Source organism: Prevotellamassilia timonensis (assembly GCF_021531665.1).
Lineage (GTDB): Bacteria > Bacteroidota > Bacteroidia > Bacteroidales > Bacteroidaceae > Alloprevotella.
Window position 1 is genome coordinate 22,062 of sequence record NZ_JADYUH010000004.1, and the last position, 14,719, is coordinate 36,780.

Here is a 14,719-nt window from a genome sequence, read left to right on the forward strand (position 1 = left end):
GAATAAATTCGTAAATTTGCCCTTGAAAACCAACAGAACATGTCATCTGAAACCAATCAATTTAACGTGCTTGCAGAGAAGCCCGTGGGGAGTCTGCTCTTGCACTACGCCATTCCCGCCATCGTTGCGATGGCTGCCTCGAGCGTTTACAACATCATCGACGGCATCTTCATCGGTCAGGGCGTGGGCGCGGAAGCCATCATGGGATTGGCGCTCACCATGCCCATCATGTCGCTGACCGCAGCGTTCGGCGCGATGGTTGGCGTGGGCGCAGCCACTCTCATGAGCGTGAAACTGGGACAGAAGGACTATGACACAGCCAAGTCCATCCTCGGCAACGTGGTCATCATGAATTGCGTGCTCGGCGTGGGGCTCGGTCTGCTTCTTTTGCTCTTCATCAACCCGATTCTTCGTTTCTTCGGCGCAAGCAACGAGACGCTGCCGTTCGCCCGAGACTTCATGACCGTCATTCTGCTCGGAAACGTCGTGACTCACCTCTATCTCGGACTGAACGCGATGTTGCGCTCCACAAACCGTCCGCAAAAAGCGATGATGGCAACGATTGGAACGGTGGTTTTGAACTGCATCCTTGCGCCCATCTTCATCTTCGTCCTCAACTGGGGAATTCAAGGGGCTGCCCTGGCGACCATCACGGCTCAGGCGGTGATGCTGCTCTGGCAAATCCATCTTTTCTCCGACAAGCGGGAATTCATCCATCTGAACCGCAACATCCTGCACTTGAAATGGAAAATTGTGTCGGAATCCCTGCTCGTCGGTCTGCCGCAGTTTCTCATCAACCTTTGTGCCTGTCTGGTGGCTGCGCTGATGACCCGTAGTCTGACGACCTACGGCGGCGACACTGCCGTGGGGGCGTTCGGCATCTCGAATCGCCTGATTTTGTTTGTCGTCATGGTCGTCATCGGACTGAACCAAGGCATGCAACCCATTGCGGGCTACAATTTCGGGGCTCGACACTACGACCGCGTCATCGGTGTTTTGAAAATCGCCTTGGTGGCAGGCACAGCCATCACGATGATTGGCTTCTGCGTCGGAACGTTCTTTTCCACTCCGTTTGCCACCCTCTTTGCCAAAGGTTCTCCGGAACTGATTGAGATGTCTTCCCACGCACTGAATTGTTTGGTGATGATGTTCCCCATCGTCGGAATGCAAATCGTTTCCACCGCTTTCTTTCAGAGCATTGGCTATGCGGGCAAGAGCATTTTCCTTTCCTTGACACGTCAGCTGATTTTCCTCGTGCCTTCCATCCTCATCCTGCCACATCTTTGGAACGAACCGCTGGAAGGACTCTGGCACGCCGCACCGCTGGCAGACGGTCTCGCCTCGGTGCTGGCGGGAGTCTTACTCTTCAAACAGGTGAAGAAATTCCGCACACTCACCGCCAAGACGCCTTTGGCAGGACCTAAAGAAAACAACGTCGGGAACTGATTCCCACACCCATCCCCCCTTAAGTACTCTTCCCCTTTTCCAAACTAAACTCCGCCAAAATGGAACCTTTTGTCATCAACATCGGACGCTCTCTGGGCAGCGGCGGACGCGCCATCGGCAGACTGCTGCAAAAAGAACTGAACATCGCATACTATGACCGGGAAATTCTCAATCTCGCCGCAAAAGAAAGCGGACTCTGTGCCGAGGTTTTCGAACACGCCGACGAAAAAAACCGATTCCTCCGCACGCTCGGAAACATGATTCCCTTCATCGGCGGGAGCGAAAGTTTCTATCCCGGTGAACTCTCGGAAGAGAATCTGTTCCGCATCCAAGCCGACGCCATCAGAAAAGCGGCTGCGGACCACTCCTGCATCTTCATCGGACGCGGAGCGGACTACGTTCTGAGAGACTTCCCGCGCTGCGTGAACGTCTTCGTCACCGCTGACATGAACGACAGAATCCGGGCAGTTTGCCAACATGAGAACGTCAACGAACAGAAAGCACGAGAAAGAATCGAACAAGTGGACAAGGAAAGAGCCCGCTTCTACAACTTCTTCACCTCCGGCACCTGGGGAGCAGCCGCCACCTACGACCTCTGCATCAACTCCTCCATCCTCGGAATGGAAGGCTCAGCGGACTTCATCAAACAATTCGCACTGAAAAAGCTTGAAGGCGGTGCTCCATGAATGAGGCTGAGTTGGTTTTGATTTCTTAGATATGAGATATTGTCCGTGAAGTGAGTTGTGTGACTGACGAAACCTACAAAAGCACACGCTAAGAAACGAATTACTCATAAAGACTCTGCGACCAAAACGTAATCACTTCCTTTTGAGCACTCCTTATTCCATAATTTATAGAACCCTCTCCATAATAATGAAAAAGAAAGTTCTCAGCAAAATGGCGAGACTCCTGATCTGTCTGTTCCTGATCTTCACAACGGGACTGCCGGCAGCCGCACAACAAGCGCAACAACTGAAACGCAGCAAAACGGTCTTCGTCTTTCCGGAATTTCAAGACGCAAAAATCAAACAATCCTTCGGACGCTTCGCAAAAGCCAAAGCCAACATCTTCCTCAAAGACGGCTCGCTCTGCTACATGGATGGAGACAAGGTCATGAAAGCCTACACGGAGGGAATCTTCGGCGTGATCTTCAACGACACCATTGAATATATGAAAGTGGACTCCGCCATGGCGCGCGTCGTGGCAAGAAAGGACTACAACACCCTGCTCCGGCTGACCACGGTCGATATGGCGCGCTACAGAGAAGAAACGGAGGGCGGAGCCAACCTGCCTTTCTTCGAGATTTCCGAAATGAGGCTCTTCCTCCACACGGACAGCGAAACCACCGACGAAGACACGGGGCTACCGCTGCAGGACAAATATTTCTTCAACGTCAGGGGAACAGTGATTCCCGCAAACGAAAGCAGTTTCAAGAAGATTCTCAAGCCTGAGCAAAGACAGCCGTTCAAAGTGCTCATGCAAAACCACTTCTGGAGCTGGAAGGACGAAGAATCGCTGAAAATGCTCCTGGACTTCCTGCCCTGAGAAGGAGGAAGAAGTGAACGACAAACCATTCTACTCACCTAAAAATTCAGTCTTAACTTTGATACGCTACTGGTTCCTTGCCGCCCGTCCCAAGACACTTGCCGCCGCCGTGCTCCCCGTCGGGTGCGCCACGGCGCTCGCCTTCGCCGAAGGAGGAGGCGACTGGGGGGCTGCCCTGCTCTGCTTCCTCTTTGCGGGCATCATGCAGATTGCTGCCAATTTCATCAACGACCTCTTTGACTTCAAAAAAGGAACGGACGGAGAAGACCGACTCGGACCGGAGCGAGCCTGTGCGCAAGGATGGATTTCACCCAAAGCCATGACGGTCGGCATCGCGGTCACCCTCTCCATCGCCGCCTTCACGGGACTCGCCCTGTTGCCCTACGGAGGATGGCAGCTGCTGATTCTCGGAGGCGCATGCTTCGCGGGGGCGTTCCTCTACACCACCCTGCTTTCCTACATGGCTCTCGGCGACCTCCTCGTTTGGCTCTTCTTCGGCTTCGTGCCCGTCGCCGGCACCTTCTACGTTCAAAACCACACCTTCACGCCCTCCGTCTGGCTCTTGGCAGCCGCCTGCGGTTTGGTCACGGACACGCTGCTCGTGCTCAACAACTTCAGAGACCGCGAACAAGACGCGCGAAACGGGAAACGAACGCTCGTCGTCGTGGGCGGAGAGCGTTTCGGCTCTGCACTCTATCTGGGACAAGGCATTCTGGGCTACGTGCTCATCGCGCTGACGGCTCTCAACGGTCATCTCTGGTGCGCCATCCTGCCCCTGCTCTATCTGCTCCCGCACTATCTGACTTGGCGGAAAATGATGGAAATCAACCGCGGACGCGCCCTGAACCGAGTGTTGGGCTTCACGGCTCGCAACATCCTGACTTTCGCCCTGCTGGTCATCATCGCACTTTGCATTGAGGGGGGACTATAAATTACGGGATAAGGAACGTTCAAAAGAAAGTGCTTACGTTTTCAACCTCATTTATAGAACACCCCTAAAAAAGCGGCTGGGGAAACTAAACGCCGCAATTTTCTTCTTCTTTCACACCCCTAAAACTCATCAAGCCATGCCACTCTATCTTTTCATCTTTCTCTTGTTTGTCATCCTCAGTTACATCGTACAAAACAACTTGAGCCGGAAGTTCAAAGCCTATGCAAAAATACCCCTCGTCTCCGGCATGACAGGGCGCGAGGTGGCGGAGAAAATGTTGCGCGAACACGGCATCACGAACGTGCAAGTGACGTGCACAGAAGGCTTCCTCACAGACCACTACAATCCCGCCAACGGCACAGTGAACCTCTCAAAAGCCGTCTATTTCGGGAACTCCGTGGCGGCAGCCGCCGTGGCAGCCCACGAATGCGGACACGCCGTGCAACACGCCACAGCCTACGGACCACTGACCCTCCGCACCGCCCTCGTGCCTACAGTGCAGATCGCCTCAAACTGGATGCAGTGGGTGCTCCTTGCGGGCATACTCCTCATTGAGGTTTTTCCCACCATCCTCCTCATCGGCATCATCCTCTTTGCCCTGACCACGCTCTTCAGTTTTGTCACGCTTCCCGTTGAAATCGATGCCTCCCAGCGCGCCTGCCGATGGCTTTGCGCAGCACGCATCACCTCTCCGCAAGACCAGCCCAAAGCGGAAGCGGCTCTTCGCGCCGCAGCCTACACCTACGTCGTGGCAGCACTCGGCTCCCTCGCCACTTTGCTCTACTACGTGATGATATTTCTCGGCAGTTCCAACGATGACTAAGGAAAGCCTATGGTTTATGGCATAAGCAGCGTTCAAAACGAAGTGCTTACGTTTGGGGCGCATTTCGCCTTTTGTAAGTCTTTTTGTAAGTCTCTGAGAGATAAAAATCGGCTCACCCAACTTTACAAAACACCTCTAAAAGACATGATAACGGAGAAATACTTTGTCCGAAAGCGCGTATGTGCTATCTTTGCCCAATCAATGGACGGAAACAAACGGCGAGAAGTCACACGACACGCCACCGTCTGACTAAGTAATCCTCAAAAAATAACCTGCATCATCTTTGAAAATCTTTTCGGTCCATATTTCCTCCCTCATCAGTCACATAACTACGGCTATGCTCCTTCTTCGGGTGAAAATCTGACCTCGAAAATCTAATTTAAATCTGACGCAACTTATTATTTTCATATTACTAAGAAACAAACCTAAAAATCTAATATTATGCAAAGCAAACTGATTCGATTACTCCTACTGGCTCTGCTTCTTCCGCTTCAAGGAGCGGCGCAGACTTTCGTTAACCTCACACCGCGTCCCAAAACCATGACGGTCGCTCCGGGAAGCGTGGCTCTTCCCACTGACTTCAAAATCAGTTCCGTCGAACTCGACGACGAAATGAAGGCAGAAATCAACCGCTTCGCAGCAGACTTCAACGCCGCCACCGGCTACACCGTTTCAGCCGTTGAAAACGATGCCGAAGCGCTGATGAAGGTGACACTCGCCACACGAAACGACCTCCGCGAAGATGGCTACACCATCTCCTCCACCGACGGCGTTTCCATCCAAATCACGGCGAAAACGGCACTCGGACTCTACTATGCCTTCCAAAGCGTCAAGAAAATTCTGCCGGCGAACGTCATGGCGGGAGTCAGAGACGAAGCCATCACCACCTACTCCTTCCCGAAACTCTTCATCCTCGACGAGCCGCGCTATGACTATCGAGGTTTCATGCTCGACGTCTCACGTCACTTCTTCACAGTCGAAGAGGTGAAAAGAATGATTGACGTGATGGCGTACTACAAGATGAACCGCTTCCACTGGCACCTCAGCGACGACCAAGGCTGGCGCGTGGAAATCAAAAAGTATCCGCGACTCACCACCGTCGGAAGCATCGCCCCGAACTCACGCTTCACCGACATGTACACTTGTTCGCAATATTGGATTAACAAGCCCTACGGTCCCTACTTCTACACCCAGGAAGAAATCAAAGACGTCGTGGCTTACGCCAAGAAGCAACACATCGAAATCGTTCCCGAAATCGACATGCCGGGACACTTCGTCGCCGCCATGGCTGCCTATCCGGAATATAGCTGCAGCCCGAACGCCACTCACACGATTTGGTCAGACGGAGGCATCTCCTCAGACGTCATGAACGTGGCTAATCCCGAAGCCGTTCAATTTGCAAAAGACATTCTCGCTGAACTCATCGAAATCTTCCCCTACGAAGTCATTCACATCGGTGGCGACGAATGCCCGACCACGGCTTGGGAAGGCAACGCACTCTGCCAGGCAAAGTATGCTGAACTCGGCTTGACAAACTACCGTCAACTCCAAAGTCACTTCATCAAAGAAATGGCGGACTTCGTGCAATCCAAAGGACGCAAACTCGCCGTCTGGAACGAAGCCATCACAGCCGGAAATGCGGACACGGAAACCGTGAAATCCACCGACGCACTCGTCTATTGCTGGACAGGACCCGAAGCTGCCGCCGCAAAAGCGCAACAACTCGGACTGAAAAACATCTACACGCCCTGGGGACCCTACTACATCAACCGCAAACAGGGCAACTCGGCACAAGACCCGCCCGGAGCCGGCGACGGAACTGACAACGTGAAGAAAACCTACAACCAAACCGTTCCCGCAGCCACAGACTACGGCGTGCAAGCCACTTTCTGGTGTGAACACGTCAGCGACCGAGACTACATGGAATGGCTCGCACTGCCCCGACTCCTCGCAGTCGCCGAAGCAGGCTGGACACCGGCGGAACGCAAAAACTGGGCGGACTTCCAACTCCGCATGACCGCTGACACCGTGCTGCTGAACTACAACGACTACAAGTATTGTAAGTATTTCATGACCGAAGAAGAAACCATGGTCATGCCGCACGTCAATACGGCTGAGGACAAATACTACTATCGCATCGTCTCCGGTTGCACCGACGGGCGAAGTGGACGCTGCTGGGAACTCCTCTCCGCCACTTCTCCGCTCCTGGCCACTTACTCCGCCAACGGAGCGCTGGAAGGCAGAGTCTGGACCAACGCACAGGCTGCCGAAACCGATGAGAACTACGACTACCAGTGGTGGAGTCTGGAGGAAGACCCCGCCAACCCCGGAAAATATGCGCTCGTCTGCAAAGCCGTTCCCGAAGGCTCGGTGAACCCCTCTCCCACCGCAAACGGCACCGGAGGACGATGGTCCTACGACAACACGGGAAAACACTATAACTTCATCCTCGGAAGCAATGGCTACGGCCCCGTAAACGAAAACTATTACTACTCCATCACTTCCGATGCACTCACCAACCTCTATGCGAACTCCTCACAGAACGGACAGGGCTATGCCGTGAACGTTTACGGAAATCCGGCTGACGGACGAGGCGGACTCTGGGAGTTCTCGCCGAAAGAGAACTACGACCCCGTTGCGCCACCCGTTGAATTCGTGAAAATGGAAGTCGGAAAGACCTACCTCATCACCAACAACGTGGAAGGATATGAAGCCACCGCACTCGCCGATGACGGCACGCAACGCTATCTCCAACACTCCACCGACCCGTTCGCCAACAACGCGTGGACGGTGACCGAAGTCGCAGACAACGAAGACGGAACGCAAAACGTCAAACTCAAAAACGTTGCCACCAACCGCTTCATCGGAACCGCACTGACCTACACTTCAAGAATCGGACGACGCGTCCAGATGAACGCAAGCACCGCCGCAGCTCTCACACTGACCTATAATCCCGCAGAAGAATGCTACCGATTCAAACAAAGCGGCACCTACAGCCTCAGCCCCACGACTGACGGGACCATCGTCGCCGGCTCTAACGTCACTGCTGACGACTATGACGCACCGCGTCTCCAAGGCGCTGAATGGAACTTCAGGGAAGCGCGCGTCGTCACTCTCGTCTGCATGGACAACGAAAACCACGAACTCGGAACCTTTACTCGCACCGTACCTGCCGACGTGACAGAAATCACAGAAGAACTCTGCCCGACCTTCAAAAACATGTCTTTCTTCTCAAGCGAAGAAATGGGCGAAGAGAATCAATATCTCATCGTTTACACTCGTTCTTCCTACAACGTCATGCTGCGCTGCGTGGATGAAAAAGGAGCCATCCTGGCAGAAATCGACAACGCCGTGCCCGTTGGAGAAAGATTCACCATGTACACACCCGAAATCCCGCACTACACCAAAGAAAGTGCAGAAATGGCAGACGGTGTCAGCTACACTCCTTCTTCTGACTTTGAGTTTTATGTGTACTACGCGACCAACGCCTACACGGGCATCAAAAAGTTGGGAAGACTTGTGACGAAGTTGAACGACGAAAGAAGCTACGCTCTCTACGACGCCAGCACCGCCGACAACGGCTCGCGAGCCGGTTTCCGCCGCATCGTGCCCGGAACCTACAACATCAACCGACTCACTTCCGCTGAGAACGCTGATCCCGGCGCCGTCTGGATGCTCGAAAAGTCCGGAGATAAATACAAGGTGAAGAATGAATACTACGGACTCTACGTACCCGCTCTTGCTCGTTCTGCGGCAACCACCGCTTCCGCCACGGGAGACGCCTTCAACTTCTCACTCAACAGCGACGGTGAAAGTTTCAAAGTGACAGGCACCAACGGAATGTTCTGGGACGGCGTCGCCAACGGAGACCTCGTGGGCTGGAACTCCGGCAACGGTCACCCCATCAAAGTCTATGAAATCTGGGCATCACCCTTCTTCAAACTCCAGATTCGCTGCATAGACCAAGACGGAAACGTGCTCCGCACCTCCGAAAAACTCTTCCCCGCCGGAGAAGCCTACCCCCTCATCACACCGGTCATTGAGGGCTACGACATTCAGAACATCAGCGGAGCTGAGAACTTGGACGGATTCATCAACGATAACTACGAAGTGGTCATCACCTACATCAACGAATCAAGCGGCATCGGAGAAGTCACCACGAATCCCGATGAAAGCAAGAAGAGTGGCATCTATGACCTGATGGGACGCCGACTCTCTCGCATCACTACGCCCGGTCTCTACATCGTGAACGGCAAAAAAGTCTTGAAGAAATAAATCCCAGTGTGGAAAGGTTCGCCTCCAAACGAATCTTTCCACACATTATTTTTATTAAAAGTAATCATGAAGAAACATCTTTTCCATGAGAAAAGCAGACTCTCACAACTGGCTTGCGCGCTCCCGCTGATGGCTGCCGCAGCCGGTTTTTTGATGGCTCCGCTTCCCTCCCACGCTCAAGCGACCCAAGCGGTCACCACAAGCAGCACACCCCAAGCCGCTTCCATCGCCCGGGCAAAACTCATCAATCCGACGACCGTCCAGGTGGACTACTCCGACGGGCACATCCTCTACATCGATTTCTACGGAGACAACATCTTCCGCCTCTTCCGCGACGACAACGGAGGCATCATCCGTGACCCCGAAGCCACACCGCCAGCCAAAATCCTCGTCAGCTCGGCGCGCCGAGCCACGCTCGGAGTGAAAGTGAGGGAGGACAACAGCAACGTGGTCATCGAAACGCCGAAAGTGGAAATCGTCTTCCAAAAGGAAAGCGGTCTCTTCAATGTGAACGACAAAAAGAACGGCACGCAGCCGCTCCGGAGTCTCTCCCAAGTGCGCTTCGACAGTGAGGGCACCACACTCACCTTCAAAGCAGAAGACAACGAATACTTCTTTGGCGGCGGCGTTCAGAACGGACGCTTCAGCCACAAAGGAAAGAAAATCGCCATCGTCAACACCAACAACTGGGTGGATGGAGGCGTTTCCTCGCCCACTCCATTCTATTGGAGCACAAAGGGATATGGCGTGATGTGGAACACGTTCAAGCCGGGAAACTATGACTTCGGAGAAGAAGAAAAGGGAAAGGTTACGCTCAACCATTCCGAAAACTATCTCGACGCCTTCATCATGATAAACAAGGAGCCGGTTGAACTCCTCAATGATTTCTATCAGCTCACCGGACATCCCGTCCTGCTGCCTAAGTTCGGATTCTACGAAGGTCACCTCAACGCCTACAACCGAGACTACTGGACCGAAAACGAAAATGGCTACATGCTCTACGAAGACGGGAAACGCTACAACGAAAGCCAAACTGACAACGGGGGCTTCAGGGAAACCCTCAACGGCGAGAAAGACTATCAGTTCTCCGCCCGCGCCGCCATCGACCGCTACATCCGCAACGACATGCCGCTCGGCTGGTTCCTGCCAAACGATGGCTACGGCGCAGGCTACGGTCAAACCGGAACCTTGGACGGCAACATCCAAAACTTGAAGGAGTTCGGCGACTATGCTCGCTCCAAAGGCATTGAAATCGGTCTGTGGACACAAAGCGACCTCTACCCGAAAGAGGGCATCGAAGCACTCTTGCAGCGCGACATCATCAAAGAGGTGAAAGACGCCGGAGTACGCGTTCTGAAAACGGACGTCGCCTGGGTCGGCGCCGGCTACTCCTTCGGACTGAACGGGGTGAGTGACGTCGGAGAAGTCATGCCCTACTATGGCAACAACGCCCGCCCCTTCATCATCTCTTTGGACGGCTGGGCAGGCACGCAACGCTACGCCGGCATCTGGAGCGGCGACCAAACAGGCGGCGACTGGGAGTACATTCGCTACCACATCCCGACCTTCATCGGCAGCGGACTCTCCGGGCAGCCCAACATCACGAACGACGTCGATGGCATCTTCGGCGGAAAGAACCTGCCCGTCAATGTGCGCGAGTACCAATGGAAAACTTTCACCCCCATGGAACTGAACATGGACGGCTGGGGAAGCAGCCCGAAATATCCGGAAGCACTCGGCGAGCCGGCGACGAGCATCAACCGCTGGTACTTGAAGATGAAGAGCGAACTCATGCCCTACACCTACAGCATCGCCCGCGAAGCAGTTGATGGAAAGCCGATGATTCGCGCCCTGTTCTTGGACTATCCCTCCGACTACACGCTCGGCACTGCCACGCAATATGAATTCCTCTTCGGACCCAGCATCCTCGTGGCTCCCATCTATCAAAACACGAAAATGGATGAGGAAGGAAACGACATCCGAAATGAAATCTATCTCCCCGAAGGCAAGTGGGTGGACTACTTCAACGGCGATGTCTTCGAAGGCGGAAAACTCATCAACAACTTTGACGCGCCGCTCTGGAAACTTCCCGTCTTCGTCAAGAGCGACGCCATCATTCCGATGACAAACCCGAACAACAATCCCTCGCAAATCCGAAAGGACTATCGCGCCTACGAAATCTATGCCGACAAGGGCGGGGCTGCCTTCACGGACTACGATGACGACGGCGCCACTCAGGAATATCTCAACGGTCGTTGCACCCGCACGTTCTTGAACACTTCCCTCAAAGGCGACCGCCTCTCCGTCACCATCCAACCTGCCGTGGGCAACTTTGAAGGATTTGAACCGGAAAAACAAACGGAACTGCGCTTCAACGTGACTGCCGAACCCAAGAAGGTGGTCGCCAAAGTGGGCAAAAAGAGCGTAGCCCTCCGCGCCGCTTCTTCCTTGAAGGATTTCGAACAAGGAGAAAACGTCTATTTCTACCATGCCCGCCCGAATCTGAACCGCTTCAGCACACCCGGCACTCCTTTCGCAGAAAAAGAAATCATCAAGAACCCGAAGTTACTCGTCAAAATCGGCAAAACGGACATCACCGAACAAGCCATGGAAATCACCGTGCAAGGGTTTGCCTTTGCGCCTGCCGACCGACTGCTCCAACACAGCGGAACACTCTCCGCCCCCAAAGCCGCCATCCACGAAGAAGACTGCGCACCCTTCGCCATCACACCGTCTTGGAATGCGGTGGAGAATGCGGACTACTACGAAGTGGAGTTCCAAGGCATGAACTACTCCACCATCCGCGACTGCTCCTTCACCTTCGGAGGTTTGAAGGCAGAAACGTCCTACGACTTCAAGGTGCGTGCCGTCAACAAGGACGGTGTCTCGGCTTGGACTTCACTCCACGCAACGACCAAGAGCAATCCGCTTGAATTTGCACTGCGCGGCATAAAAGCACAAGCCACTTGCGAAGACCAGCCCGGTCAAGGTATTGACAAACTCTTTGACTTTGACGAAAAGTCCACGTGGCACACGAAATATGGCAAGGGCGAAGCCATTCCCGGCGAAGTCATCGTGGATCTGCGAAGCGTGAACCAGCTTGACCGTCTGGACTATCTCCCCCGCGAAGACGGCAGCAATGGAACAATCATGGAAGGAACCATCTGCCACAGCACAGACCGTCAGAACTGGAGCGAGCCTCAGCCCTTCTCTTGGAAAGCCGACGGTCAGGTGAAAACCTTCGCCTTCGAAGGTGCGCCCTCCGCACGCTATCTCAAACTGCAGCTGACCAAAGCCGTCGGAAACTTTGCTTCCGGTCGCGAACTCTATGTCTTCAAGAAAGCCAAGACGGAATCTTTCGTTCAAGGCGACATCAACAAGGATGGCCGCATCGATGAAAACGACTTGACTTCCTACATGAACTACACCGGACTGCGACGCGGCGACGGTGACTTTGACTACGTCAGTGTGGGCGACGTCAACGGCAACGGTTTGCTCGATGCCTACGACATCTCCTGCGCAGCGACCGAACTCGACGGCGGCGTGAGCAAGTCAAACGACAAAGTCAGCGGCAGCCTCGTCCTCACTGCCGACAAGAAACAGTATGCTGCCGGCGAGGAAGTGCGCATCACCGTCAGCGGCAAGTCACTTCACTATGTCAACGCGCTCAGCTTTGCGTTGCCCTACGATGTGGCAGACTTGGAATATGTGGGCACGGAACTGCTGAACATGAAGGAAATGGTGAACCTAACCAACGACCGACTCCACACGAGCGGAGTAAAGGCTCTCTATCCGACCTTCGTCAATCGTGGCAACAACTTCCTGCTCGAGGAGGGCGACTCAGACCTCTTCGTCATCAAGTTCCGCACGAAGCGTGCCTGGAAGTTCAACCTCAAAGCCCTTGACGGCATCCTCGTGGACCGCAACTTGGGCAGCGTGACCTTCTGATTTGAAACGGACCTTCGGGTCTGCCGATAAAAAAATCCCGCATCACCGCAGGAAACGGATTCTTCCGAACTTCCGAACGGTGATGCGGGTTTCATTTTTGAAATATAGGCTGTACGGTAAGTAATATGAAAATAATAAGTTGCGTCAGATTTGAATGACATTTTCGAGGTCAGATTTTCACCCGAAGAAGGAGCATAGCCGTAGCTATGTGACTGATGAGGGAGGAAATATGGAACGAAAAGATTTTCAAAGATGATGCAGGTTATTTTTTGAGGATTACTAAGCACACGTAAGGGGTGTTCTAAGAATTAGGCTGAAAAAATAAGCACTTTCTTTTGAACGCTCCTTTTTCCTTTATTTATAGAACACTCTCTGAAACAGCTCAACCAGATTTTTAGACAGCATCATACTTTTGCGCACCGTGCCAACGATTTTTCCTTAGGCTTTGTCAGGCTTTCCCGCCGATTCGTCACTTTTTCTTAGGGTTCCGTCACGCTTTCCTTAGGCAGCGTCACTCTGTCTTAGGAGTTGTTACTTGCCGCTCGGCGAGCGGTAAACTTACCACTGGGCGAGCGGTAAACTTACCACTCGTCGAACGGTAAACTTACCACTCGTCGAGCGGTAAGTAACGAATCGGCACGCAGGAGTAACGAATCGGCGAAAAAAAGTGACGAATCGGCGCGCGGGTGTGACTTGAATCCACAAAACTTTTTGCGGACAGCCACGTTTTTTCCTTAGGCTCAGTCACTCCTGCATGCGCACTCCGTCATTTTTTTCTAAGGCTTCGTCACTTACCGCGGCACGGCGGTAAACATGCCGTCCTTCGGGCGGTAAACATGCCGTCCCTCGGGCGGTAAACATGCCGTCCTTCGGGCGGTAAGTGACGAATCGGCTTGCAGTTTTTCTTTTCCCCTTTATTTACGTATCGTGCAGCGTGAAAACGAAAACCCTACACAGCAAAAAATGCGATTCCGCGGCTGTGTAGGGTTGGCTTGACTTTTCAAACTTTTGCGTCCGAGCACATCAAAAAAAACTGCGCTGAGACGTGAATCTCAACGCAGTCAAACTTTGTGTTCTTGTTGGGGTACCCGGACTCGAACCAGGAAAGGCAGGACCAGAATCTGCAGTGTTACCATTACACCATACCCCAAAGTCGGGAGGCTGGAGCACTTAGCTCCAAAACACGGGTGCAAAAGTAGGGCTTTGCGAACAACTGACAAAATGTTTCGTCTCTTTTTTTATTGTCAAAGCGTATGTTATATTTATTTCAGTATAGAAAAAACGAGCCACTGAAGAAAAGGTTTTAACTTTGCACAATCTTAGGTGACCCACACGTTTCCCCAAAATTTCAGAACAATCTTTTACACAATCTTTTTTTTATGGAACAAACAAAATCATTGATAGAAGCAATCATCCAAGGAATACAGGAAAAGAAAGGAAAAGAAATCACCACAGTGGACCTGCACCACATCGTCACGGCACCGTGCGCTTGTTTCGTCATTTGCACCTGCGGCTCTCCCCAGCAAGTTTCTGCCGTCTGTGACTCCGTCGAGGAGTTCACCCGGAAACTGGTGCAGCAGAAACCATCTGCCATCGCCGGCCGTCAGAACGGTCTCTGGGTCGCCATGGACTATGGCACCGTCATGGTGCACATCTTCCTCGAAGAGGCGCGCGGCTACTACGAACTCGAGAAACTGTGGGACGATGCGGAGCTTACGCAATATCCTGACATTGACTGACCTACCCTAACA

General features: G+C 53.2%; 8 protein-coding genes and 1 tRNA gene. 8 read left to right on the forward strand and 1 reads right to left on the reverse strand.

The window, feature by feature from the left end; genetic code table 11:
* The first annotated feature begins 39 nt into the window (after positions 1-39).
* From I6E40_RS01870 to I6E40_RS01900, 7 genes are all read left to right on the forward strand, one after another.
* Positions 40-1,446 (forward strand): MATE family efflux transporter, encoded by a 1,407-nt coding sequence (locus I6E40_RS01870; protein ID WP_235385158.1) that lies wholly within the window; start codon positions 40-42, stop codon positions 1,444-1,446.
* 59 nt (positions 1,447-1,505) lie between these two features.
* Complete coding sequence (locus I6E40_RS01875; protein WP_235385159.1) at positions 1,506-2,132, forward strand: AAA family ATPase; 627 nt, start codon at positions 1,506-1,508, stop codon at positions 2,130-2,132.
* A gap of 187 nt (positions 2,133-2,319) precedes the next feature.
* Positions 2,320-2,991 carry a hypothetical protein gene (locus I6E40_RS01880; RefSeq protein ID WP_235385160.1) on the forward strand — a complete coding sequence of 224 codons (672 nt, stop codon included), beginning with the start codon at positions 2,320-2,322 and terminating at the stop codon, positions 2,989-2,991.
* A 58-nt stretch (positions 2,992-3,049) separates the two neighbouring features.
* Positions 3,050-3,922: a 1,4-dihydroxy-2-naphthoate octaprenyltransferase gene (menA, locus tag I6E40_RS01885; RefSeq protein ID WP_235385161.1), complete on the forward strand. Its 873-nt coding sequence runs from the start codon at positions 3,050-3,052 to the stop codon at positions 3,920-3,922.
* A gap of 136 nt (positions 3,923-4,058) precedes the next feature.
* Positions 4,059-4,745, forward strand: coding sequence for a zinc metallopeptidase (locus I6E40_RS01890; protein WP_235385162.1), 687 nt, complete (start codon positions 4,059-4,061; stop codon positions 4,743-4,745).
* A 441-nt stretch (positions 4,746-5,186) separates the two neighbouring features.
* Positions 5,187-9,020 (forward strand): beta-N-acetylhexosaminidase, encoded by a 3,834-nt coding sequence (locus tag I6E40_RS01895; RefSeq protein ID WP_235385163.1) that lies wholly within the window; start codon positions 5,187-5,189, stop codon positions 9,018-9,020.
* Positions 9,021-9,086: 66 nt separating this feature from the next.
* Positions 9,087-12,968, forward strand: coding sequence for a TIM-barrel domain-containing protein (locus I6E40_RS01900; RefSeq protein ID WP_235385164.1), 3,882 nt, complete (start codon positions 9,087-9,089; stop codon positions 12,966-12,968).
* Between the two features lie 1,079 nt (positions 12,969-14,047).
* Here I6E40_RS01900 and I6E40_RS01905 read toward each other — a convergent pair.
* Positions 14,048-14,118, reverse strand: a tRNA-Gln gene (locus I6E40_RS01905).
* A gap of 229 nt (positions 14,119-14,347) precedes the next feature.
* Here I6E40_RS01905 and rsfS point away from each other — a divergent pair.
* A complete protein-coding gene (gene rsfS, locus I6E40_RS01910; RefSeq protein ID WP_235385165.1) occupies positions 14,348-14,707 on the forward strand; it encodes a ribosome silencing factor in 360 nt (119 codons plus the stop codon).
* Positions 14,708-14,719 lie beyond the last annotated feature (12 nt).